Annotated in this window: 15 protein-coding genes, 5 tRNA genes and 2 pseudogenes; 12 read left to right on the top strand and 10 right to left on the bottom strand. The window is 65.6% G+C overall.

What is annotated here, in order from left to right; genetic code table 11:
* The first annotated feature begins 81 nt into the window (after positions 1–81).
* The 5 genes from ACCQ12_RS10640 (at position 82) to ACCQ12_RS10620 (ending at position 3,810) form a co-directional block, all read left to right on the top strand.
* Positions 82–696: a CDP-alcohol phosphatidyltransferase family protein gene (locus ACCQ12_RS10640; protein ID WP_039409759.1), complete on the top strand. Its 615-nt coding sequence runs from the start codon at positions 82–84 to the stop codon at positions 694–696.
* 55 nt (positions 697–751) lie between these two features.
* Positions 752–1,975, top strand: a complete 1,224-nt coding sequence (phaE, locus tag ACCQ12_RS10635) for a class III poly(R)-hydroxyalkanoic acid synthase subunit PhaE (protein ID WP_372381682.1) — start codon at positions 752–754, stop codon at positions 1,973–1,975.
* Complete coding sequence (locus ACCQ12_RS10630; RefSeq protein WP_372381681.1) at positions 1,972–3,045, top strand: class III poly(R)-hydroxyalkanoic acid synthase subunit PhaC; 1,074 nt, start codon at positions 1,972–1,974, stop codon at positions 3,043–3,045. The genes phaE and ACCQ12_RS10630 overlap by 4 nt, the downstream gene beginning before the upstream one ends.
* Before the next feature lie 106 nt (positions 3,046–3,151).
* Positions 3,152–3,349 carry a PspC domain-containing protein gene (locus ACCQ12_RS10625; RefSeq protein ID WP_029219975.1) on the top strand — a complete coding sequence of 66 codons (198 nt, stop codon included), beginning with the start codon at positions 3,152–3,154 and terminating at the stop codon, positions 3,347–3,349.
* A gap of 74 nt (positions 3,350–3,423) precedes the next feature.
* On the top strand, positions 3,424–3,810 hold the full coding sequence (locus tag ACCQ12_RS10620) for a hypothetical protein (protein ID WP_372383596.1): 387 nt from the start codon (positions 3,424–3,426) through the stop codon (positions 3,808–3,810).
* Between the two features lie 235 nt (positions 3,811–4,045).
* Here the strand turns inward: ACCQ12_RS10620 and ACCQ12_RS10615 are convergent, their stop codons facing one another.
* The gene (locus ACCQ12_RS10615; protein WP_372381680.1) at positions 4,046–5,257 is read right to left on the bottom strand and encodes an NAD(P)/FAD-dependent oxidoreductase; all 1,212 of its coding nucleotides are present in this window, start codon (positions 5,255–5,257) and stop codon (positions 4,046–4,048) included.
* 190 nt (positions 5,258–5,447) lie between these two features.
* Here ACCQ12_RS10615 and ACCQ12_RS10610 point away from each other — a divergent pair, with 190 nt between their 5' ends.
* Together ACCQ12_RS10610 and ACCQ12_RS10605 are read left to right on the top strand one after the other, a co-directional pair.
* Positions 5,448–5,675, top strand: coding sequence for a hypothetical protein (locus ACCQ12_RS10610; RefSeq protein WP_039409670.1), 228 nt, complete (start codon positions 5,448–5,450; stop codon positions 5,673–5,675).
* Between the two features lie 102 nt (positions 5,676–5,777).
* Positions 5,778–8,141 carry a Tex family protein gene (locus ACCQ12_RS10605; protein WP_372381679.1) on the top strand — a complete coding sequence of 788 codons (2,364 nt, stop codon included), beginning with the start codon at positions 5,778–5,780 and terminating at the stop codon, positions 8,139–8,141.
* A 313-nt stretch (positions 8,142–8,454) separates the two neighbouring features.
* On the opposite strand, the pseudogene ACCQ12_RS10600 reads toward ACCQ12_RS10605, so the two are convergent.
* The 3 genes and pseudogenes from ACCQ12_RS10600 to ACCQ12_RS10590 all read right to left on the bottom strand — a co-directional run.
* Positions 8,455–11,445: pseudogene (locus tag ACCQ12_RS10600) on the bottom strand (PAS domain S-box protein); the annotation flags it as partial.
* Between the two features lie 42 nt (positions 11,446–11,487).
* Positions 11,488–11,754: pseudogene (locus tag ACCQ12_RS10595) on the bottom strand (hybrid sensor histidine kinase/response regulator); the annotation flags it as partial.
* A gap of 578 nt (positions 11,755–12,332) precedes the next feature.
* A complete protein-coding gene (locus ACCQ12_RS10590; RefSeq protein WP_039409661.1) occupies positions 12,333–12,713 on the bottom strand; it encodes a response regulator in 381 nt (126 codons plus the stop codon).
* Between the two features lie 138 nt (positions 12,714–12,851).
* Between ACCQ12_RS10590 and ACCQ12_RS10585 the strand changes: the two genes are divergently transcribed.
* Both ACCQ12_RS10585 and ACCQ12_RS10580 read left to right on the top strand, forming a co-directional pair.
* Positions 12,852–12,938: transfer RNA gene (locus ACCQ12_RS10585), tRNA-Leu, on the top strand.
* Positions 12,939–13,337: 399 nt separating this feature from the next.
* The gene (locus ACCQ12_RS10580) at positions 13,338–13,514 is read left to right on the top strand and encodes a hypothetical protein (protein ID WP_068835675.1); all 177 of its coding nucleotides are present in this window, start codon (positions 13,338–13,340) and stop codon (positions 13,512–13,514) included.
* A 228-nt stretch (positions 13,515–13,742) separates the two neighbouring features.
* Here ACCQ12_RS10580 and ACCQ12_RS10575 read toward each other — a convergent pair.
* From ACCQ12_RS10575 to ACCQ12_RS10550, 6 genes are all read right to left on the bottom strand, one after another.
* Positions 13,743–13,818, bottom strand: a tRNA-Glu gene (locus ACCQ12_RS10575).
* 47 nt (positions 13,819–13,865) lie between these two features.
* A tRNA-Ala gene (locus tag ACCQ12_RS10570) sits at positions 13,866–13,941 on the bottom strand.
* Positions 13,942–14,501: 560 nt separating this feature from the next.
* Positions 14,502–14,577: transfer RNA gene (locus tag ACCQ12_RS10565), tRNA-Glu, on the bottom strand.
* A 47-nt stretch (positions 14,578–14,624) separates the two neighbouring features.
* Positions 14,625–14,700 (bottom strand) — tRNA-Ala (locus tag ACCQ12_RS10560).
* Positions 14,701–14,792: 92 nt separating this feature from the next.
* Positions 14,793–15,251 carry a c-type cytochrome gene (locus ACCQ12_RS10555; protein WP_184440453.1) on the bottom strand — a complete coding sequence of 153 codons (459 nt, stop codon included), beginning with the start codon at positions 15,249–15,251 and terminating at the stop codon, positions 14,793–14,795.
* Between the two features lie 8 nt (positions 15,252–15,259).
* Positions 15,260–15,658 carry a c-type cytochrome gene (locus tag ACCQ12_RS10550; RefSeq protein ID WP_184440455.1) on the bottom strand — a complete coding sequence of 133 codons (399 nt, stop codon included), beginning with the start codon at positions 15,656–15,658 and terminating at the stop codon, positions 15,260–15,262.
* Between the two features lie 204 nt (positions 15,659–15,862).
* On the opposite strand from ACCQ12_RS10550, the gene ACCQ12_RS10545 reads away from it, so the two are divergent.
* From ACCQ12_RS10545 to ACCQ12_RS10535, 3 genes are read left to right on the top strand one after another with little or no spacing between them, the layout of a single operon-like run.
* Positions 15,863–16,993, top strand: coding sequence for an efflux RND transporter periplasmic adaptor subunit (locus ACCQ12_RS10545; RefSeq protein ID WP_166744367.1), 1,131 nt, complete (start codon positions 15,863–15,865; stop codon positions 16,991–16,993).
* Complete coding sequence (locus ACCQ12_RS10540; RefSeq protein WP_372381678.1) at positions 16,990–20,496, top strand: efflux RND transporter permease subunit; 3,507 nt, start codon at positions 16,990–16,992, stop codon at positions 20,494–20,496. The genes ACCQ12_RS10545 and ACCQ12_RS10540 overlap by 4 nt, the downstream gene beginning before the upstream one ends.
* The gene (locus tag ACCQ12_RS10535; protein WP_372381677.1) at positions 20,493–23,576 is read left to right on the top strand and encodes an efflux RND transporter permease subunit; all 3,084 of its coding nucleotides are present in this window, start codon (positions 20,493–20,495) and stop codon (positions 23,574–23,576) included. The genes ACCQ12_RS10540 and ACCQ12_RS10535 overlap by 4 nt, the downstream gene beginning before the upstream one ends.
* Positions 23,577–24,068 lie beyond the last annotated feature (492 nt).

Genomic DNA, 24,068 nt, shown 5'->3' with positions numbered 1-24,068 from the left:
AGCCTAGCGGAGGATGCCGAAACGGTCGCCTGCCTGGCGCGCGCGCGTTACCCTTTGCGCCTCGTTCTGATCAGGTTCCGCATGAAACGCCATTTCTCGATGCTGCGCGATTTCCAACTGGCGGACTGGTTCACGCTGGCCAATGCCTTCTGTGGCACCGGAGCGGTGTTTGCGGCAATGCGCTTCCTGCAGGAAGGCCACCGTGGCGATCTGCTGCTGGGTATGGCGCTGATTCCGCTGGCGTTCGTCTTCGACGCGCTCGACGGGCATGTCGCGCGTTGGCGCAAGGCGTCCTCCACGCTGGGCCGAGAACTGGATTCTCTGGCGGATGTGATCTCCTTTGGTGTGGCGCCGGCAGCGCTCGGCTACGCCTGCGGCATGCGCGGCGGTTGGGACTGGCTGGTGCTGAGCTACTTCGTCTGCTGCGGGGTCAGCCGGCTGGCGCGCTACAACGTGACCGCCGAAGAGATCGCCGGCGACGCCGACAAGGTGCCGTACTTCGAAGGCACGCCGATTCCGACCAGCCTGGTGCTGGTGATCCTGCTTGCGGTGGCCGCCAGCAGCGGGCACATCGGCCAGACCTTGTGGTGGGGGCAGTGGCAACTCGGGCCGTGGCAGTTCCACCCGCTGGTGCTGCTGTTTGCGATCTCCGGCTCGCTGATGATCAGCAAGACCTTGCGTATCCCCAAACCCTGACCGGCACACGCGGGCGCACGCGGTAGGATGGCTGGGTGGACGGTCACGGGAGGGGATGATGGCAAGCAGCGGTTCGGACAACGGCAACTTCGAGGACAAGGCGCGCCAGTACTGGAGCGCCTGGGGAGATGCCATGCGTCACGGTCAGTCCGCCGCTGGGGCGCAGCCACCGCCGGGCCCGCCAGGCGAGGCCCCGCAGGACTGGCGCAAGGCCGTTGACTGGTGGTCGCAGCTGCTGCCCACCCAGGCCGCGCCGCAGGCGCAGGAGGCGATCGACCGCTTCCGGACCCAGGCCGGAGGCTGGTTCGGCACCATGCAGCAGGTGGCCGCCCAGTTTGCCGGCCGCGATACCTCGGCCAACGAAGTCTCCGATGCCTGGCGGCGCGCCGTGCAGGGGCAGGGCGAACAATTGATGCAATGGACGCTGGGCTCGCTGCGCGGCGGCAGCCCCGGCGGCTTCGACCCGTGGCTGCAGGAGGCTGCGCAGACCCTGGGCAAGTGGCGCGAAGAAAATGCGCCGTGGCTGGACATGCCCGCGTTTGGCCTCAACCGCAATCATCAGGCCCGGCTGCAGAAGCTTGCCCGCGCGCAGCAGGAGTACCAGGCGCAGTCGCAGGCGTACGGCGAGCAGCTGAAGGCCGCAATCGAGCAGGCGTTCAGCCGGTTCACCAGCAAGCTGGGCGAGCACGAAAGCAGCGGCAGTCAGCTGACCAGTGCACGCGCCTTGTTCGATCTGTGGATCGAAGCTGCCGAAGAGTCCTACGCCGATGTGGCCCTGTCGGACCAGTTTCGCCAGGTGTACGGCGGGTTTGCCAATGCGCATATGCGGTTGCGCGCCGCCCTGCAGGAAGAGGTCGAACAGCTCAGCGAACGCTTCGGGATGCCGACGCGCTCGGAAATGGATGCCGCCCACCGCCGCATCGCAGACCTGGAACGCGTGGTGCGGCGCATGCTGCGCAGCGGCGTGGGCGTCAGCCCCGCCGGCAAGCCTGCGCAGGCCACGCCGGCCGATCCGGGTGCTGCGGCACCGTCCAGGCGTGCAGCGCCACCCAATGCCGGAACGGCGCCCGGGCGTTCGGCATCGACCGACGCGGGCAAGCAGTCTGCAGCAAGGGCGGCGGCCCCCAAGGCGGCATCGTCGGCAAAGCCTGCAGTGAAAAAGACCGCTGCAGCAAAACCTGCATCCACGCCTGCCTCGAGACCCACCTCGACAGCGACACCGGCTACCTCGCCCGTCCGCAAGCCGGCCGCAGGCAGGTCACGTGGAGCCAAGGCATGAAAGGGCCGTTGGGATTCAGTGCCGAAGACCTGATGCAGGAAACCCTGTCGCTGCAGCGCAAGTTGCGCGAGGGCCTCAAGCTGCTGCCCGGCGTGGAAGACGTCGACTACGGGGTCACCGAGCGCGAAGAGATCTGGCGCGACGGCAAGGTGGTGCTGTACCGCTTCGTCGGCGATCAGGCGCCGGTAGCCAGGACGCCGCTGCTGATCGTGTATGCGCTGGTCAACCGGCCCTACATGGTGGACCTGCAGGCCGACCGATCGCTGGTCAAGGGGCTGCTGAGCCACGGTCAGGATGTCTATGTGCTGGACTGGGGCTACCCGGACCGCTCCGAGCGCTACCTCACCCTCGAAGACTATCTGCTGCGTTACATCGATGGCGCGGTGGACCACCTGCGCGCGCACGCGGGGCTGGACGCGGTCGACGTGCTCGGCATCTGCCAGGGCGGCACGTTCTCGCTGTGCTACGCCGCGCTGCAACGCCACAAGGTGCGCAACCTGATCACCATGGTCACGCCGGTGGATTTCCACACTCCCGACAACATGCTGTCCAACTGGGCGCGCATGGTCGATGTGGACCTGTTCGTCGACACCATGGGCAACGTGCCGGCGGATCTGATGAACGCCAGTTACCTGATGCTCAAACCGTTCCGGCTCAATCTGCAGAAGTATGTCGGCCTGCTGGACATTCTGGACGACAAGCAGGCGCTGGAAGATTTCCTGCGCATGGAAAAATGGATCTTCGACTCGCCCGATCTGGCCGGCGAGGCGTTCCGCGAGTTCGTCACCTTGTTCTATCAACGTAATGGACTGGTGACCGGGCAGGTGGTCATCGGCGGGCAGCCGGTGGATCTGCAGGACGTGGACATGCCGGTTCTCAACATCTACGCCGAGCATGATCATCTGGTGCCGCCCGACGCCTCGCGTGCGTTGCGCGGGCTGGTGGGAAGCCAGGATTACAGCGAGCTGAGTTTTCGCGGCGGGCATATCGGCATCTATGTGTCCGGGCGTGCGCAGCGCGAGGTACCGGTGGCCATCCATCGCTGGCTGCAGGCCCGCGACGACCGCTGACGGACGGGCGGTTGCAATGGCCGGGTGTGGATCGTCCTGAAACGCCGTCACGGTTCGCTGTCGTCGGTGTTTCTAGACTGACCGCCACGTTTTCAGGAGTCTGCCCATGGCCACCACCGCACTGTCCCGTTCTCTCAACGATCGCATGATTGCCGGCGTCGTCGGTGGCATCGCGCGCCGCTTCGGCTGGAGCTCCACGCTGCTGCGCGTGTTGTTCGTCATCGTCTCGATCGCCTCGGCCGCGTTCCCCGGCATCCTGGTCTATCTGATCCTGTGGCTGCTGATTCCCAACCAGGCCGATTGAACCCGGCGCCGCGCGGGCGAGCGGCCCTGCTGCTGCTGGGCGCGTTATGGACCCTGCCCAATACCGCGCTCGGCATGTTGGTGGGTCTCATCGGCAGCTGTGGTGGTGCACGTGCGCGTTGGTCGCCTCAGGAACATGCCATCGTCTTTCATGCCTGGCCGTGGGGGCCGGGCGGGGCGATGACGCTTGGCAATGTGATCCTGCTCAAGGGGGCGTCGCTGGACCTGCAGTGCAGCACCTACGCGCATGCGGCCGGCCGTTGTGAAGATCCGCCGGTACGCCTGGGTGACCACGAGCGTGCGCATGTCTATCAATACATGGTGCTCGGGCCGCTGTTTCTGCCGGTGTATCTGCTGTGTGGCGGCATCCACGTGCGCAACCCGCTGGAGCGTGCGGCCGATGCCTATGCGCTGCATGGGCAGGGATGGTGGCCATGGTCGGTCCAGGGCCTGATGCGCTGAATCGCTGCTCGGTACGGGGTGGTGCCGCATGCCGATCGCAGGCGTCGGCTGTCAGGCGCTCCGGATGCTTGCCGTGCACCTGATGCGTCAGGCGATTACATTGCGCGCGGTAGAAACGTGAGCTTGCCAGTGCGATTCAGTGCAGGCGAGTGAGATCAATCCTTGCGTGATGCAACGCCGGCCGCGACATCTGCCACGGCGCCGGCCGGCAACGCCGCAGCCAGGCCCGGCGCGCTCAATCCAATCGTTCGAACCCGAACAGCGCGTGCAGTGGATGTGGCCTGCCTTCCAGCTGTGCACGCAGCAGGCCAGCCCCGATCGCGCTATAGGTGATGCCATTGCCGCCATAGGCCATCGCAAACAGCAGGCGCGGGCCGTGTTCGGCATGCGCGCCGAAGAACGGCAGCCCGTCGGCGGTTTCGGCAAACGTGCCGGCCCACGAAAACACCGGGCGCAGGCGCATGTCCGGCATGGTCTTGTCGATCTTCTTCAGCAGCGTCTTCAATTTGCCCTGCACGCGCGTATCGCGGCGTGCGGGGATGTCGACATTGTCGTCTTCGCCGCCTGCCACCACACGGCCATCGGGCGTGCTGCGCATGTACAGATACGGGCGTGCGGTCTCCCACATCATGGTGTGCCTGAGCGCGCCCATGTCGCTGTCATGCAGCGGGTCGGTCACGAACGCGTAGCTGCTGCGGTTGCGTGCCACGCGTTGCGAGAGCCACCGCTGGTTGCCGTAGCCGGCCGCCATGATCACGTGCCCGGCGCGGACCGTGACGCCTTCTTCGGTGCGCAGCTCGACATGCTGCGCCTGCGGTACGATCGAGGCGATGCTGGTGCGATCAAAGATGCGCGCGCCGTATTGCTCGCATTCGGCAAACAGGCGATAGCACAGCCGATACGGGTCGACGCTGGCCGCCAGGCGGCTGAGGATCGCGCCGTCCGAGCGCACGCCATAGTCGTGCCACAACGGTTCGCGCTCGACCCATTCCACCGGCAGCCGATGCGTCCGGCGCGCATCCAGCTCGCTGCGCAGGTCGTTGAGGTCGCGCGCGCGGCTGGCGTAGTACAGGCTGTCCTGGCGGGTGAAATCGCAGCCGCCGAGGCTGTCGCACAGGTCCTGCAGATCGACGATGGCCTGCGCGCAGGCGCGGTAGGCGAGCGCGGCTGCCGGCATGCCGTATTGCCTGGCCAGTTCGATCATCGGAGTGTCGATTTCGTACTGCAGCAGCGCGGTGCTGGCCGAGGTGCTGCCCCAGCCGATTTCGCGTTGCTCGATCACCATGACGTCGTGGCCATTACGCAGCAACTCGTGGGCAATCAGCGCGGCAGTGACGCCGCCGCCGACGATCACGACCTCGCTGTGGGTGGCCTGCTCCAGGCGCGGATAGGCGCGCATCAATCCGTTGCGGATCGACCAGAAGGGGTAGCCGCTTTTGAGGTCCATGCGATGTCGTACGTGCGGGCGGTCCGAGATTGGACGGCCAAGCGGGGTGAAGCGGTCGTGAGGCGGGCGCGGCCTTTCAGCCCGTCACCAAACCGCAAACAGCCGGCGTTAACGTGCGTGGAAAGCTCCTCACGGCGCGCTGGTTATGCTCGCGCCTCCCAACGCAACAACTGCAGCAAGAGGGTGTGACATGTCGATTGTCCTGTACGTCGGTGGCAGCAAAGATGGCGACAAGGGCGTTGTGCCTTACGGCTTCAGCAAGTCGCGCACCATGACCGCCAGTGGTCCGGAGATCTACGTCGAGCGCATGGTGCCGCTGAAGGACGTGGGCAAGATTCGTGTCATGGCGCTGGAATCGCTGCAGGAGAGCATCCTGGTCGAGCGCGCCGCCACCCATTACGCCCACCGCGCCAGCTGAGCGCGACGGCATAGGTTTACGGCGGCGCTGTCAACGGGTTTCCGTGGCGGGCCTGCACTGCGAAAATGCCGGTTTTCAGTGAAGCGGTTTACCCGCGCCGTCATGCACGATAGCCAGCTTGCCCAGCAGATCGCTCGCACCATCGCCGACGAGATCGGTGCCCAACCCGCCCAGGCGCGCGCCGCCATTGCCCTGCTCGACGAGGGCGCCAGTGTTCCGTTCATCGCCCGCTACCGCAAGGAAGTCACTGGCGGCCTGGACGATACCCAGCTGCGTAACCTCGAAACGCGCCTGACCTATCTGCGCGAACTGGAAGAGCGCCGTACGGCGATCCTGTCCAGCATCGGGGAGCAAGGCAAACTCAGCGACGAGTTGCGTAACGAGATCGCGGCGGCCGATACCAAGTCGCGGCTGGAAGATCTGTACCTGCCCTACAAGCCCAAGCGGCGCACCCGCGCGCAGATCGCACGCGAAGCCGGGCTGGAGCCCTTGGCCGACGGCTTGTTGGCCGATCCGGCCCAGGCGCCGGAAGTGGCCGCTGCGGCCTTCATCGACGCCGACAAGGGCGTGGCCGACATCAAGGCTGCACTGGAAGGCGCACGTGCCATCCTGATGGAACGTTGGGGCGAGGACGCTGCCCTGGTGGGCGAGCTGCGCAGCTGGCTCAACGATCACGGCGTGATCCGCGCAAAGGTGGCCGAGGGCAAGGAAGAGGCCGGTGCCAAGTACCGCGACTATTTCGACCATGCCGAGTCGCTGGCAAAGATTCCATCGCACCGCCTGCTGGCGCTGTTTCGCGCGCGCCGCGAAGAAATCCTCTATCTCGATCTGGACCCTGGCACCGATGCTGAAGCCGGCCACCAGTACGCCGAAGGGCGGGTGGCGCGCAATGCCGGTATTTCCAATGAAGGCCGGCCGGCCGATCGCTGGTTGCTCGACGCGTGCCGGCTGACCTGGCGTGCCAAGCTGCACATGCACCTGCTGCTGGACCTGTTCAATCAGGCGCGCGAAAAGGCCGAGGCCGAGGCGATTGCGGTGTTCGGCGACAATCTCAAGGACCTGATGCTGGCCGCGCCGGCGGGCCCGCGCGTGGTGCTGGGGCTGGACCCGGGCATCCGCACCGGTTGCAAGATCGCCGTGGTCGATGCCACCGGCAAACTGGTGGCCACCGAGACGATCTATCCGCACGAGCCCAAACGCCAGTGGGAGCAGTCGCTGCAGACGATCAGGACATTGTGCATGCGGCACAACGTGGAGCTGATCGCGATCGGCAACGGCACCGCCAGCCGCGAAACCGACAAACTGGCCGGTGAGGCGATCGCGTTGTGCGGAGCCACCAAGCTGCAGAAGATCGTGGTCAGCGAGGCCGGTGCGTCGGTGTATTCGGCGTCGGAATTCGCTGCCAAGGAATTTCCCAACCTGGATGTGTCGTTGCGCGGCGCGGTGTCGATCGCGCGGCGGCTGCAAGACCCCTTGGCCGAGCTGGTCAAGATCGAGCCCAAGGCAATCGGCGTGGGCCAGTATCAGCACGACGTCGATCAATATCGCCTGGCCAAGGCGCTTGACGCGCGCGTGGAGGATTGCGTCAACGCGGTCGGCGTCTACGTCAATACTGCGTCGGCGGCGCTGCTGTCGCGGGTGTCCGGCTTGTCCAGCACCGTGGCCGAGAACATCGTGCGCCATCGCGACGACAACGGCCCGTTCAAGCGCCGCAAGGATCTGCTCAAGGTGCCGCGACTGGGCGACAAGACCTTCGAACAATGCGCCGGCTTCCTGCGTATTGCCGATGGCGACGAGCCGCTGGATGTGTCGGCGGTACATCCGGAAGCCTATCCGGTGGTCGAGCGCATCGTTGCCAATACCGGCAAGCCGATCAAGGCATTGCTGGGCGATGGCAGCTTCCTGCGCGCGCTCAAGCCGGAGCTGTTCACCGACGAGCAGTTCGGTGTGCCGACCGTGCGCGACATTCTGAAAGAGCTGGAAAAACCCGGCCGCGACCCGCGCCCGGAGTTCAAGGCCGCGCAGTTTGCCGAAGGTATCGAAGACATCAAGCACCTCAAGCCGGGCATGGTGCTGGAAGGCGTGGTCAGCAACGTGGCCGCGTTTGGCGCCTTCGTCGATATCGGCGTGCATCAGGACGGTTTGGTGCATATCTCCGCGTTGGCCGATACCTTCGTCAAGGATCCGCGCGATGTGGTCAAGGCCGGCGACATCGTCAAGGTCAAGGTGCTGGAGGTGGACGTGGCGCGCAAGCGCATCGCGCTCACCTGTCGCCTGTCCGACACGCCGCCACCGGCCGACGGCACGACGCCATCGCGCGATGCGCGCGGTCATGGCGGGCCCGGGCAGGGTCGCCGCGATGGCGGCGGACGTGGGCCGGCAGCCGGCAACAACAAGCCGCGCATCACCGCGCCCCCGGCCGACAACGCGTTGGCGGCCGCGTTCGCGCGCGCCAAGCGCAGCTGAGCCAAGGCGCCCCGGCCGACGTGGTCGGGGCAGGGTGGGGGGGGCGGCCTTACCCAGCAGGTCGCGGTACGGTATGACCGCCGCTGCGACCGTCAGTCGCCGCGGGACGCTGCTGCCCAGCCGCTATGAAACAACGGCACACTTACGTTTATCGCGCCCCGGCACGTCCGCCCGGCAGCACGCACGCGGTGTCTGTGCGCGGGCGGCAGGTGTGGTTGCGCGTGATCCATGCCGCCGGCTGCTGCGGGCCGTGGGCATCACCTCGGCCTGATTGCAGGCGCTGTCAGCAGCCTGCCGCCTTCCCTTGAGGCCATCACGACGCGCCATGCCGCGTGCGTGCGGGCACTACCAGACGTTCGATCAGATCCACCAACCCGGGCGGCTCTACCGGCTTGCCCATATGCGCATCGAAACCGGCCACCACGGCACGGTCGCGGTCCTCTTCGCGCACATAGGCGGTCAGTGCGATCGCCGGGATATGCCGCGGCAGATCGGCGCGGCCGGCACGCACCGTGCGGATGAGATCGTAGCCATCGCGCAGCGGCATCGCGATATCGCTGACCAGCACATCGAACGGCGCGGCAGCCAGACAGTGCTCGGCCGCATCCACCGAACCGGCCGCCTGCACCTGTGCGCCGGCAAGCATCAAGAACTGCATCACTGCCTCGCGTGAATCCTGGTCGTCATCGACCAGCAGGATGCGCACATCGGCCAGGCGACCATGGCAGTCGGCCGGCAGCGGTCCCGAAGGCGCGAGCTCGGCCGAAGCGGGGCGCCAGTCGCTGACGCCATGCTGGAACGGCAGCACGATGGTGAAGGTCGAGCCCTGGCCCGCACCGGGGCTGGAAGCGCCCAGGCTGCCGCCATGCAGGTCCACCAGCTGGCGGGAGATCGACAGGCCCAGTCCCAGGCCGCCCACGCGGCGTGTCGTACCGGCATCGGCCTGGCGAAAGCGGTCGAAGACATGCGGAAGGAAATCCGGCGCGATGCCGATCCCGCTGTCGTGCACGCACAGGCGCAGACGCCCGTCGTCCACCTCCAGGCCCACCCGCACGCTGCCGCCGGGCGCGGTGAACTTGAGCGCGTTGCTGAGCAGGTTGGAGAGCACCTGCTGCAGGCGCCCGGCATCGCCGAAGAACCACAGCTCGCCATCGACCGGCGCGTCCAGGTCCAACGCAATCTCGCGTGCGAGCGCGGCCGGCTGCATCAGTTCCACAGTGCTGCGCGCCAGCCCGGCGATGTCGAAATGCTCGGCCTGCAGCCGGATCTTGCCGGACAGGATCGCGCTCATGTCCAGCAGGTCGTCGATGATCTGGGTCTGCGCACGCGCACTGCGTTCGATGATGACCAGGCCCTTGCCCAGGTTGTCCGGCGCGAAGGTCTGCGATTGCATCAGCCGCGACCACCCCAGGATGGCATTGAGCGGCGTGCGCAGCTCGTGGCTCAGGGTGGCCAGGAACTCGTCCTTGACCCGGTTGGCATGCTCCGCCTGGTTGCGCGCGGCCGTTTCTGCCTGCAGCGACAATGCGAGCCTGGCGTCCACCCGGGTCCGCTCGATCACGATGCCGGCCAGGTGCGACGCCGAGCGGGCCATGGCCTGTTCGCGCAGCGAGGGCAGATGCGGGCGGTCGTAATAGATGTTGAGCGTCCCCAGCACCTGGCCGTCGCTGGACAGGATCGGCGTCACGCAGCACGCCACGATGCCCAGTGCCGCCGACACCGCATGGTGGCGGCTGAAGCTGGGTTCGGCCTGGATATCGGCACAGACGACTTGTTGGCCAAGATGCGCAGAGCGTGCGCACGGTGGTCCTTCCGGCCCTGCCGGCACCGGCTCGAACGGGCCGGGGTAATCGACCGGAAAATGCGGCGCCGAACCGAAGCTCAGGGTGTGCCGTACCTCGTCGAGCACCATCACCGAGCAATACAGCGCGATCTCGCCGCGTGCTTCCACGCTCAGGGCGATGGCATCCAGCACCACCGGCAATGGCGCGCCGGTGGTAATCAGGCTCAGGATCGCGCGGTCGGACGCGGTGGCGTCTTCGATCAGCTTGCGCTCGGAGATATCGGTCAGCGAGCCGATATGCCCCAAGAAGCGCCCGTCGCTCGCGAAGTGCGGCGAGGCGGTATCGATGCACCAGCGGTACTGCCCGTCATGGCGGCGTACCCGGTATTCGGCCAGGAATTCGCCACGCCGCTGCAGCGCCTGTTCGAATGCCAAGCGCACGCGCCCGGCATCGTCCGGATGCATCACGTCCCACCATCCCTGATCCAGCGCCTGATCCTCGGCCTGTCCGGTGAAGTGGTACCAGCGTGGGTTCCAGTAGACGCAATCGCCTTGCGCATCGGCCATCCAGATCATCGCCGGCACGGTTTCGCACAGTGCGCGGAAGCGGATCTCGCTCTCACGCAACTGCTGCTCGAAGGTGCGGCGGTCGTGGATGTCGGTATAGGTGCCGATCCACTCGCTGATACCGCCATCGTCGCCACGCACCGGCAGTGCGCGCGTCAGGTGCCAGCGCGCCTGACCATCGTGACGCTGCAGCTCGCACTCCATTTCGTAGGCGCGCTCGCCCTGCAGCGCGTCCTGCCAGGCCTGTCCCGACAGACGCAGGCCGTCGGCGGTATGGGCCTGGTGCCAGGCGGCGGTCTCGTGGTCGGCCGGGTCCAGCCCGGTGTATTCGTACCAGCGCTGGTTGAAATAGCGCGGCTGGCCGTCCGCTCCGGCAATGAAAATGATCTGCGGCAACGTGTCGGCCAGGCGGCGCAAGCGTGCCTCGCTCGCTGCCAGCTGCTGCTGCGCCTTGGCGCGTTGCATCGACTCCCAGCAGCGTGCCGCCACCAGACGGACCAGCTCGATTTCGGTGGACAACCAACGCCGCGGTGCGCGCTGATGCACACCGATGGCCGCCACCAGCCGGCCGTGCTTGTGCAGCGGAATCGCCAGCGAGGCGCGCAGTCCCGAGCGACGATACTGCTCGGCCACATAGTCCGGCGCCCCGGGCGCCATCGCGTCGGTGGTGAACCAGGGGCGGTTTTGCAGCAGCGCGTCGCGCAGGCCCTGTGCTGCTTCCAGCGGAAAATCGCCCTGCAGGCTGGGCATGTCCTGCACGTGATCGCTGATGACGTGCATGGTGCCGCCATCGGCGGCCGCCAGCCCGAACGCACACCGGTTGGCCTGCAGATGTTCGCCCAGCAGGCGCACGCTGGTGTCGATGATGTGCCGCGGATCGGAGACATGCTGCAGGGCGTCTTCGAGCATCAACAGGAAGCTGTCGCGACTCTCGACGCGGCGCTGCGCGGTGACATCGAAGCCATGCACCAGGATCGCGTCGACGCGCCCATCGCTGTCGCGCATCGGCTGGTACAGGAAGTCCACGAAGGTTTCGTCAGGCGCGCTGCCCGGCGTGCGCTGCAGGTAGGCCGTCATCGATTCGCCGATGAATGGCCGCCCACTGCGGCGTACGTCGTCGAGCAGTGCCAGATACCCTTGGTCGGCGATTTCCGGCATCGCCTCGAGCAAGGGGCGGCCGAGGAGTGGCCGCTCACCGACGAGATCGTGGAAGCGTTGGTTGACCGTCTCGAAGACGTAGTCCGGGCCACGCAACACCGCCATGAAAGCCGGAGCCTGGTCGAGCGCTGGCGTTGCGACGCGCGTCGCCGCACTGCGATCTGACCGATCTGTCGCCTTGACAGGTGCAGCGGCGACATACAGTGCACCCACCTGCCGTCCGGCATCCAGCACCGGGCTGCACGACCAGGTCGACAGATTCAAGGCGGCGCGTGCACCGGCAGACAGCGTGTCGGTGGCGTCGGCGCCAGTCAGCTCGGCAAGCGGCCGGCCGAACGCGGCCGGGTGACGCTCGCCCAATGTGTCGATGCAGGCATCGTTGTAAACGCAGTACCCGTGCTCGCCCCACACCAGCAGCATCGGATGTCGTGCATGCAGGCAGATCGATAGGGAAGTACGCAGCGCCGGATGACCGCACAGCAGCGGATCGGCGGCGCATGCGGACGCCAAGAGCAGGGCGGCAGTTTCGCTCGTCTCCGGCAGCAAGCCGGCATACGGCGACACGGCACTTTCCATCCAGCAATCCGCCTGTCGTCTTCGATGCCTGGATTTTAGTGGCAACCGGTCGGCTGGCAACCCGGCCGCGATCATCGGTCAGGCTGCGACAGGGCAGGGCGCACGTCTCAGCTGCTGGCGCCGCTCAGCTGCCGGGCACGCAAGAGAGCGTTGACCAGTTCCTCGGAGAGATAGGGCTTGGTGAGGATCACGCCGCGTTCGAAGCCGGCAGGGATGCTGGTACTGGCGACGCCGGTGGCCAGCACGAACGGGATGCCGCGCTCGGACAGCAACCGCGCAACCGGCTCGCTGGTCTCCCCGTTGCCCAGCCGATAGTCCAGCACGGCGATATCGGGCGCATCGTCCTGGATCAACCGCAGGGCCTGATGGACTTCGCCGACCGGGCCGGCGACGGCCGCGCCAGCATGGACCAGTTGCAACTCGAGCAGCATGGCATTCATGTCATCGTTTTCGACCACGAGTACCCGAACTCCACGCAACACCGACATTGCTTACTCCTTCACCAAGTCGGCCAGTATATCGGCCCTGACCAGGCACGGTGCCGCCGACGCCTCAGGCACCTGAATTCGTCAGGCGCGTTGTGACACTGTTCGTTTCATTCTCAAGTCGCTATACTGCGCGGCCACGCCGAAGTGGCGGAATCGGTAGACGCAGCGGACTCAAAATCCGCCGCCCTTAAAAGCGTGTGGGTTCGAGTCCCACCTTCGGCACCAGGATGTTACGGTTTCAGCAAAGCCCTTCCGGCAAACGCCGGAGGGGCTTTTTGCTATTGGCGGTCTGGCGATGGAGCGCACGCAGCAGCGGCGGCGTTTTATCCGCGCGTGCACCCGGCGTGTTGATCGCGCTGGAACCCGGCCTGGTGCTACCGCTTGTTTGATGCCCGCATATGCGGCGCCGCTGCGTTTGGCAGTTCACGCGATACGCCTCGTGTTCCATGCGAAGCAATGTGCGCCCTCATTCGCTTCGCCCCATGCCGTCGATTCGCCGCGTGTGGCGACCACATGTGTGGCGCTGAAATGGCGTGTTTGTCCATCGCCGCCGACAACAGCGCAGGCACGCAACCATCACGCACGGTGCGTACCGTGGAGGTCTCCTTCAAACAGGTGGCCTCCATGGACTACGATTCTTCGCAGCAATTGCGCATTCTTCGCGACATCCACGATACCAAGCCGGTATCGGACGAAGAGGGAAACTGGGCGGTACGTGCGGGCTATGCCACACAGGCCGAAGACGGCGACATCGATCTGACGCACGAAGGTCGCAAGGCACTGGATGATGGCCAGGCCTGAGGCTCCTGCACCCAACATGTGCCGGTCGCGCAAGCTGCTCCTGCCGCGCGAGTGATCGTCGGTGCTCGTCGGGATGTGCATGCGTGTGCACACTGCAGGCAGGCAAGAGTGACGGATGCACACAGGCGCCAAGTCTTCGAACATGGACGCGAGGGACGAGTCTGCAGCTCGCGGGACATCGATCGTCAGATAAAAAAAGCCCCGGCATTGCCGGGGCTTTTGGATGATTGGCGTCCCCACGGGGATTCGAACCCCGGTGTCCACCGTGAAAGGGTGGTGTCCTAGGCCTCTAGACGATGGGGACGCGTATCAAAACCTCGTTGTCCAAACCAGACGGCCTAATGTCTGAAATGGTGGAGCCAGGCGGGATCGAACCGCCGACCTCCTGCATGCCATGCAGGCGCTCTCCCAGCTGAGCTATGGCCCCGCGTTGCTGCGAGCCGGCAATCATAGCGACTGAAAACGACTTTGGGAAGCGGTCTGCGCAAAAAAGATGCGCTGCCATCTTTGAGTGCCGATGACGGTATGGCCGCGCGCGCGAAAGTGCGTGCTGCCTGCTGCGTTCTTCGCGGGCTTGCCGTTGGTGACGCATTCGCATTCTGGGCGCCTCGTCGTTCGTGGCACGGCGCGTTGCATCATGCGTCGACGCGCTTGCTGACGTTGCGCAGTGTCCACTGCAATGCCGTGCTTGCCGCCAGATCTTTGGAACGGGCAGACGCTGGACGCATGGCGCAGCAAACGAAGATCAATCTCTGTACAAGTGAGGCATGGGTGCGTTCGCCCGCGCTGAGGTTACGCGTGTACTCCTTCGTGCAGAAGTTGCAGTTATCAGTTCACGAGCACGCGAGGGCGAAGCGGCGCTGAAGCGGAACGCACGTCGTGGCGCAGTACCGCTGCAGTGCGCCCGCAGCAGCGCGGCCCTGCGGTCACATGCGCACGCAAACCGCATAAAAAAAAGCCCCGGCATTGCCGGGGCTTTCAGATGATTGGCGTCCCCACGGGGATTCGAACCCCGGTGTCCACCGTGAAAGGGTGGTGTCCTAGGCCTCTAGACGATGGGGACGCGTATCAAAACCTGAGTTGTCATTTCAGACGGCCTAATGTCTGAAGTGGTGGAGCCAGGCGGGATCGAACCGCCGACCTCCTGCATGCCATGCAGGCGCTCTCCCAGCTGAGCTATGGCCCCACGAAACTGAGAACGAAATGATAGCGGCCTGTGAATGTTCGCGCAAGCGCTTTTTCATTCCGAATGAGACGGCGCGCATGCGCCGCGCCGGCTCACTTGACGCCGTGCAGGTCGCGCAGCTGGGTCTGCCGCGCACCGAAGTAGGCGGCGAGATCGGCAATGTCCTGATCGCTCAGTGCGGTCGCCTGCGCGGTCATCAACGGATGCTGGCGGTCGCCGCTGCGATACGCCTGCAACGCATGCGCCAGGTAGTCGCCGTACTGGCCGCCGAGTTTGGGATAACTGGGGTCGATCGGCGCGTTGCCGTCGGCACCGTGGCAATCAACGCAGCTCTGGCCGGTGGCCTTGCCCTTGGCGTGTGCCAGCTTGTCACCGGCATCAGCACGGCCGGTCGGCAGGCCGGCGGAGGAGCTCGAGCCATGTTCGCCGCTGGCGTGGCCGGCATCGCCAGCGGAGTGATCGGTGGACTCGACCTGGGATTGGGAGCAGGCCGCCATCAGGGCAGCGACCAGGACGATGGCTAGACGCGGAGCGTGCAGGGCGTTCGGCATGTGGGCGCTTATTTGAGGGTGGACAGAAAGGCTGAGATGTCGGCGATGTCCTGCTCGGAGAAACTCTGTGCCTGCGCCTGCATGGTCGGATGCTTGCGCTTGCCCTGGCGGTACTCGGTCAGCGCCTGCGTCAGGTATTGGGCAGACTGCCCGCCGATCTTGGGCACGCGATAGCTGGGGTAGGCGTTCTTGTAACCGGTGACGCCGTGGCAGCCCTGGCAGGTGTAGGCAAGCAGGCGACCGTTGGACGGATTGCCGGATGGTGCAGCGGGTGCGGGGGCGGCCGTGGCCGTGGCAGGTGCCGGCGTGGCCGGAGCTGCAGGCGTGACGGATGGTGTTGCTGATGCGCCCCCAAACGGCAGGAAGACGACCAGAGCGAGACAAGCGGCGAGCGGCTGCGGGCGCATGGTTTCGTATCCGGAAGACTGATTGAGCGTCCGCACGTGGGGGCGTTACGGAACCGGACCGAGTATGCCTGCGATTTGGCGCGGCGCAAACGGGGTGAATACGCGAAGTTGAACAGACCATGACCTTTGGCGCATTGGCGGCATACGTGCCCGGGTGGTTTACTTGCCTACAACACCTGTTCACGCATCCACTAGGACACGACGATGTCGCCATTCTCCTTCTTGCCCGGCCGCAGCGGAACCTGCGCGCTAGCCTTATTGATCTCCACCAGCCTGTTGTTGGGCGGTTGCAAGACCGGCGACAGCGAGGCCAAGGCTGCAGAAGAAAAGAAGACCGTGGACGCGGTGCCGGTGGAGACCGCCAAGGCGGCGCGGCGCGCAGTGGCCGCCAGTTACACCGGCACCGCAGCGCTGGAGCCGCGCGCCGAAGCGCAGGTGGTGGCCAAGACCTCGGGCGTTGCGCTGGCGGTACTGGTGGAAGAAGGTCAGAAGGTGTCAGCCGGCCAGGCACTGGTGCGACTGGATCCGGACCGCGCGCACCTGGCAGTGGCGCAGAGCGAGGCGCAACTGCGCAAGCTGGAAAACAGTTATCGCCGTGCCACGCAGTTGGTGGGCCAGCAACTGGTGAGCGCAGCGGATGTGGATCAGCTCAAGTTCGATGTGGAAAACAGTCGTGCGCAGCACCGTCTGGCATCGCTGGAGCTGTCCTACACCACGGTGCAGGCGCCGATTTCCGGCGTGATCGCTTCGCGTTCGATCAAGACCGGCAACTTCGTGCAGATCAACACGCCGATCTTTCGCATCGTCGACGATTCGCAGCTGGAAGCCACGCTCAACGTGCCCGAGCGCGAGCTGGCGACGCTCAAATCCGGCCAGCCGGTGACCCTGTTGGCCGATGCGCTGCCCGGCCAGCAGTTCGTCGGCAAGGTGGACCGCATTGCGCCGGTGGTGGATTCGGGCAGCGGCACGTTCCGGGTGGTCTGTGCGTTCGGCAAGGGCGCCGAGTCGCTGCAGCCGGGCATGTTCGGGCGCATCCGCATCGATTACGACCAGCGCAAGGATGCGTTGGTGATCCCGCGCCTGGCGTTGCTCGACGATGGCGAGCCGGCGGTGTTCGTGGTGCGCAATGGCAAGGCCAGTCGCGTACCGGTGAAGCTGGGCTACGCCGAAGGGCCGTGGCTGGAAGTGCGCCAGGGTCTGAAAGAGGGCGATCAGGTAGTGACGGCCGGCAAGGTGGCGCTGCGCGATGGCACCGCCGTGCAGGTGATCGGCCAGCCCGATCGCAAGCCGGTCGCCGCTGCTCCGGCTGCTGCACGCGATGAGACGCACGCATGAGTGACCACGGCAACCCGCACGGTCCCGTGCACGACCCGCATGCACCATCGCCCGGTGGTGGCCTGGTCGCCTTCGCCACGCGGCGACGGGTGACCATCGCCATGATCACCGTCACCATGCTGCTGTTCGGCCTGATCGCGCTGCGCAGCCTCAAGGTCAATCTGCTGCCGGATCTGAGCTATCCCACGCTCACCGTCCGCACCGAATACACCGGTGCGGCGCCAGCGGAAATCGAGACGTTGGTGACCGAGCCGGTGGAAGAAGCCGTTGGCGTGGTCAAGAACCTGCGCAAGCTCAAGTCGATCTCGCGCACCGGGCAGAGCGATGTGGTGCTGGAGTTCGCCTGGGGCACCAACATGGACCAGGCCAGCCTGGAAGTGCGCGACAAGATGGAAGCCTTGTCGCTGCCGCTGGAAACCAAGCCGCCGGTGTTGCTGCGCTTCAATCCGTCCACCGAGCCGATCATGCGGCTGGCGTTGTCGCCCAAGCAGGCGCCGGCCTCCGACACCGATGCGATCCGCCAGCTCACCGGCTTGCGTCGGTATGCCGACGAAGACCTGAAAAAGAAGCTCGAACCGGTAGCCGGCGTGGCCGCGGTCAAGGTCGGTGGCGGGCTGGAAGACGAGATCCAGGTCGATATCGATCAGCAGAAGCTGGCCCAGCTCAATCTGCCCATCGACAACGTGATCACCCGGCTCAAGGAAGAGAACGTCAATATCTCCGGCGGCCGGCTGGAAGAAGGCTCGCAGCGTTACCTGGTGCGCACGGTCAACCAGTTCGTGGATCTGGACGAGATCCGCAACATGCTGGTGACCACGCAAAGCAGCAGCGGCAGCGCGGCCGAAGCGGCGATGCAGCAGATGTATGCCATTGCGGCGTCCACCGGCTCGCAGGCGGCGCTTGCAGCTGCAGCCGAAGTGCAGAGCACTTCGTCGGCGTCCGGCAGCAGCATTGCCGGCGGCATGCCGGTGCGGCTGAAGGATGTGGCGCAGGTGCGCCAGGGCTACAAGGAACGCGAGGCGATCATCCGCCTGGGCGGCAAGGAAGCGGTGGAGCTGGCGATCTACAAGGAAGGTGACGCCAACACCGTGTCCACTGCCGCAGCGCTGCGCAAGCGCCTGGAGCAACTGAAGGCGACGGTGCCGGGCGATGTGGAGATCACCACCATCGAAGACCAGTCGCACTTCATCGAACACGCGATCAGCGACGTCAAGAAGGACGCGGTGATCGGCGGCCTGCTGGCGATCCTGATCATCTTCCTGTTCCTGCGCGATGGCTGGAGTACGTTCGTCATCAGCCTGTCGTTGCCGGTGTCGATCATCACCACGTTCTTCTTCATGGGCCAGCTGGGGCTGAGCCTCAATGTGATGTCGCTGGGCGGGCTGGCGTTGGCTACCGGCCTGGTGGTGGATGACTCGATCGTGGTGCTGGAGAGCATTGCCAAGGCACGCGAACGCGGCTTGAGCGTGCTGGATGCGGCGATTGCCGGCACCCGTGAAGTGAGCATGGCCGTGATGGCCTCTACGCTGACCACCATTGCGGTGTTCCTGCCGCTGGTGTTCGTGGAAGGCATCGCCGGGCAGTTGTTCCGCGACCAGGCATTGACGGTGGCGATTGCAATCGCGATCTCGCTGGTGGTGTCGATGACGCTGATCCCGATGCTGAGTTCGCTCAAGGGCGCGCCGCCGATGGCGTTCCCGGACGAGCCGAGCCACCCGCAGTGGCAGCCGGAGCAGCGCTGGCTCAAGCCGGTGGCCGCCGGGCGGCGCGGGGCCGGGGCGAGCGTGCGGTATGCGTTCTTCGGCACAGCGTGGGCGGTGGTCAAACTGTGGCGCGGCATTGCGCGGGTGGTGGGGCCGGTGATGCGCAAGGCCAGCGACCTGGCGATGGCGCCGTATGGGCGTGCCGAGCGTGGTTATCTGGCGATGTTGCCGGCTGCCTTGAGGCGTCCTGGCCTGGTGCTGGGTCTGGCAGCGGCCGCATTTATCGGCACGGTGTTTCTGGTGCCGATGCTGGGCGCGGACCTGATTCCGCAGCTGGCCCAGGACCGCTTCGAAATGACCGTCAAACTGCCCTCGGGCACGCCGCTGGCGCAGACCGATGTGCTGGTGCGCGAGCTGCAGCTGGCCCATGACAAGGACCCCGGCGTTGCCTCGTTGTACGGCGTCAGCGGCAGCGGCACGCGGCTGGATGCCAATCCCACCGAGAGCGGCGAAAACATCGGCAAGCTCACCGTGGTGATGGCCGGCGGCGGCAGCCCGGACGTGGAAGCCGCCGCCACGCAGCGGCTGCGCAGCAGCATGGCCGGGCATCCGGGTGCGCAGGTGGATTTCGCGCGGCCGGCGTTGTTCAGTTTTTCGACGCCGCTGGAAGTGGAACTGCGCGGGCAGGATCTGGGCGAGCTGGAGCAGGCCGGGCAGAAGCTGGCGGCGATGCTGCGCGCCAATGGCCACTATGCGGACGTGAAGTCCACGGTGGAGGAAGGCTTCCCGGAAATCCAGATCCGCTTCGACCAGGAGCGCGCCGGTGCGTTGGGGCTGACCACGCGGCAGATCGCTGATGTCATCGTCAAGAAGGTGCGCGGCGATGTGGCCACGCGCTACAGCTTCCGCGATCGCAAGATCGATGTGCTGGTGCGCGCGCAGCATAGCGACCGCGCCAGCGTGGAGGCGATTCGCCAGCTGATCGTCAACCCCGGCAGCAGCCGGCCGGTGCGTCTGGCGGCAGTGGCCGAAGTGCTGGCGACCACCGGCCCGAGCGAGATCCATCGCGCGGATCAGACCCGCGTGGCGATCGTGTCGGCCAGCCTGAAGGACATCGACCTGGGCGGTGCGGTGCGTGAAATGGAGACGATGGTGCGCAAGGACCCGCTCGCTGCCGGCGTGGGAATGCACATCGGCGGGCAGGGCGAGGAACTGGCGCAGTCGGTCAAGTCGCTGTTGTTCGCGTTCGGTCTGGCGATCTTTCTGGTGTATCTGGTGATGGCCTCGCAGTTCGAATCGCTGCTGCATCCGTTCGTCATCCTGTTCACCATCCCGCTGGCGATGGTGGGCGCGGTGCTGGCGCTGCTGATGACCGGCAAGCCGGTCTCGGTGGTGGTGTTCATCGGCCTGATCCTGCTGGTGGGGCTGGTGACCAAGAACGCGATCATCCTGATCGACAAGATCAACCAGCTGCGCGAAGACGGCGTGCCCAAGCGCGAGGCATTGATCGAAGGCGCACGATCGCGCTTGCGTCCGATCATCATGACCACCTTGTGCACCTTGTTCGGCTTCCTGCCGCTGGCAGTGGCCATGGGCGAGGGCGCGGAGGTGCGCGCACCGATGGCGATCACCGTGATCGGCGGCCTGCTGGTCTCGACGTTGCTGACCTTGCTGGTGATACCGGTGGTGTACGACCTGCTGGACCGGCGTGCCGATGCCTACTACCTGGAGCGTGGCCGGCGGATGGCACGACGCGAGGCGCCCGCCGGCGGCCATACCGACGGACTGGAGGCGCTATGAGCGTTGCCGCCTTCAGCATCCGCCGGCCGGTCACCACCATCATGTGCTTCGTGTCGTTGGTGGTGGTGGGCTTGATCGCCGCGTTCCGGCTGCCGCTGGAAGCCTTGCCGGACATCTCCGCGCCATTCCTGTTCGTGCAGCTGCCGTACACCGGCTCCACCCCGGATGAGGTGGAGCGCAACCTGGTGCGGCCGGCCGAAGAAGCCCTGGCGACGATGACCGGCATCAAGCGCATGCGCTCCACGGCCACTGCCGATGGCGCCAACATCTTCATCGAGTTCAGCGACTGGGATCGCGACATCGCCATTGCCGCCTCGGATGCGCGCGAGCGTCTGGATGCCATCCGCGACGATTTTCCGGATGATCTGCAACGCTTCCACATCTTCAAGTGGTCCAGCAGCGACGAGCCGGTGCTCAAGGTGCGCCTGGCCAGCCAGACCGACCTGACCGGCGCCTATGACATGCTGGACCGCGAGTTCAAGCGGCGCATCGAGCGCATTTCCGGCGTAGCGAAGGTGGAAATTTCCGGCGCGCCGCCGAACGAAGTCGAAATCGCCATCGCACCGGATCGCCTCACCGCACACGACCTCAGCCTCAACGACCTGAGCGAGCGGCTGGGCAAGCTCAATTTCTCGGTATCTGCCGGCCAGATCGACGACAACGGCCAGCGCATCCGCGTGCAGCCGATCGGCGAACTGCGCGATCTGCAGGAATTGCGCGAGCTGGTGCTCAACGCCAAGGGTCTGCGCCTGGGCGATATCGCCCAGGTGCGCCTGAAGCCGACCCGCATGAACTACGGTCGCCGGCTCGATGGGCGGCCGGCGATCGGTCTGGACATCTACAAGGAGCGCAGCGCCAACCTGGTGGACGTCTCGCGGCTGGCCTTGAAGGAGGTCGAGGACATCCGCGCCGAGCCGGCAATGCGCGATGTGCAGGTCAAGGTCATCGACAATCAGGGCAAGGCGGTGACCTCGTCGCTGGCCGAACTGGCCGAAGCCGGCGCGGTGGGGTTGCTGCTGTCGATCACCGTGCTGTTCTTTTTTCTGCGGCACTGGCCCTCCACGCTGATGGTGACGCTAGCCATCCCGATCTGCTTTGCGATCACGCTGGGCTTCATGTATTTCGTCGGTGTCACGCTCAACATCCTGACCATGATGGGCCTGTTGCTGGCGGTCGGCATGCTGGTCGACAACGCCGTGGTGGTGGTGGAAAGCATCTACCAGGAGCGCGAACGCATGCCCGGCCAGCCGCAACTGGCGGCGCTGCTGGGCACGCGTAGCGTGGCGATCGCGCTCAGCGCCGGCACGCTCTGCCATTGCATCGTGTTCGTGCCGAACCTGTTCGGCGAGACCAACAACATCAGCATCTTCATGGCGCAGATCGCGATCACCATTTCGGTGTCGCTGCTGGCGTCGTGGCTGGTGGCGATCAGCCTCATTCCGATGTTGTCGGGGCGCATGAAGACGCCGCCGATGGTGACCTCCGAGCGCGGCGTGATCGCGCGGCTGCAGCGGCGTTACGCGCGCGTGCTGGCATGGACGCTGGCGCATCGCGGCTGGAGCGTCACCGGAATCCTGTTGGTCAGTGCGATCAGCCTGGTGCCGATGAAGCTGACCAAGGTCGACATGTTCGGTGGCGATGGCGGCAACGAGGCCTTCATTCAATACCAGTGGAAGGGCTCGTACACGCGCGAGCAGCTGGGGGATGAGATCGGCCGGGTGGAAAACTATCTCGAAGCCAATCGCGCCAAATACCACATCACGCAGATCTATTCGTGGTTCAGCGAGGTGGAAGGCAGCAATACCGTGGTGACCTTCGATGCGAGCAAGGTCAAGGACCTGCCGCCGTTGCTGGAACAGATCCGCAAGGAGCTGCCGCGGTCTGCGCGTGCCGATTACAGCATCGGCAATCAGGGCGACGGCGGCAGCGGCAATCAAGGCGTACAGGTGCAGTTGGTCGGCGATTCGACCGACGCGCTCAAGGCGTTGGCCGACGACGTGATTCCGCTGCTGGCACAACGCAAGGAATTGCGCGACGTGCATGTGGACACCGGTGATCGCACCAGCGAACTGGCAATTCGGGTGGATCGGGAGCGGGCGGCGGCGTTCGGCTTCAGTGCCGAGCAGGTGGCCAGCTTCGTCGGGTTGGCGTTGCGTGGCACGCCTTTGCGCGAGTTCCGGCGTGGCGACAACGAGGTGCCGGTGTGGGTGCGCTTTGCCGGTGCCGAACAGAGCAAGCCGGAAGACCTGGCCAGCTTTACGGTGCGTACCAAGGATGGCCGCAGCGTGCCGTTGCTGAGCCTGGTGGAGGTGCAGATCCGTCCGGCCGCCACCCAGATCGGTCGCACCAATCGGCAGACCACGCTGACCATCAAGGCCAACCTGGCGGAGAAGATCACCGTGCCGGAGGCGCGCGCTGCGATGGAAAAACCGCTCAAGGCCATGCGTTTCCCGGCCGGCTACAGCTACACCTTCGACGGCGGCGATTACCAGGATGATGGCGAAGCGATGGGCCAGATGGTGTTCAACCTGGTGATCGCGCTGGTGATGATTTACGTGGTGATGGCCGCCGTCTTCGAGTCGCTGTTGTTCCCGGCGGCGATCATGAGCGGCGTGCTGTTTTCCATTTTCGGGGTGTTCTGGCTGTTCTGGATCACCGGTACTGCGTTCGGAATCATGTCCTTCATCGGCATCCTGGTGTTGATGGGCGTGGTGGTGAACAACGGCATCGTGATGATCGAGCACATCAACAATCTGCGCCGCCGCGGCATGGGGCGCACGCAGGCGCTGGTGGAGGGGTCACGCGAGCGGCTGCGGCCGATCATGATGACCATGGGTACCGCCATCCTGGCGATGGTGCCGATCTCGCTGACCAGCACCACGATGTTCAACGACGGCCCGCCGTACTTCCCAATGGCGCGCGCCATTGCCGGCGGCCTGGCCTTTTCGACGGTGGTGAGCCTGCTGTTCCTGCCGACGATCTACGCCATTCTGGATGACATGAGCAGCGGCGCAGCGGCGCTGGTACGACGTGCGCGCGGTGTGCCGAAGACAACGCCGATGAACGCTGCGTTGGAGTAGCGAACGAGGTGCTGCCTAACAATGCGGCTGTGGCTCTTGAAAGGCGCGCGATGCATCAAGCCCCTCTCCCCCCGGGAGAGGGGTTGGGGTGAGGGCACGGCTCTCCGGTTGATACGGGGACCGAGGCACCTGCCTGTTAGCCACTGGCTTCGGCGAGAGGCGGCAGCGCGGCCGGGACGACTTTTCCGCGCAGCAGACGTGCTGCCTGACGCGCCGTCGCGGCACATCCCTGCGGCGCTCTCCGCCAATCCCCGGCAGCGCTGCCGCCCCGGCGAGTAGTTGCCATGGTGTTGAGCAGCGAAAACGGTGGTGCAGCCGCGTTCGGCCTGTGCATCGAGAACTCGACCACAGCGTTCCCGAGCACGTGCTTTGCAATAACGCCAGTCAATCAACGCCGAGGCGCTGGTTGACCAGCTTCCAACCGCGCCTGACGAAGCCAGCCAATCGAGCCGGGATCGCCAAGGAGGCGGCTCTGGCGGCTAAGTACGGCAG

This window comes from Xanthomonas sp. NCPPB 1068 (assembly GCF_041479385.2).
GTDB lineage: Bacteria > Pseudomonadota > Gammaproteobacteria > Xanthomonadales > Xanthomonadaceae > Xanthomonas > Xanthomonas cannabis.
Note: the sequence above shows the minus strand (reverse complement) of the source record. Positions and strands in the feature narration are given on the sequence as shown.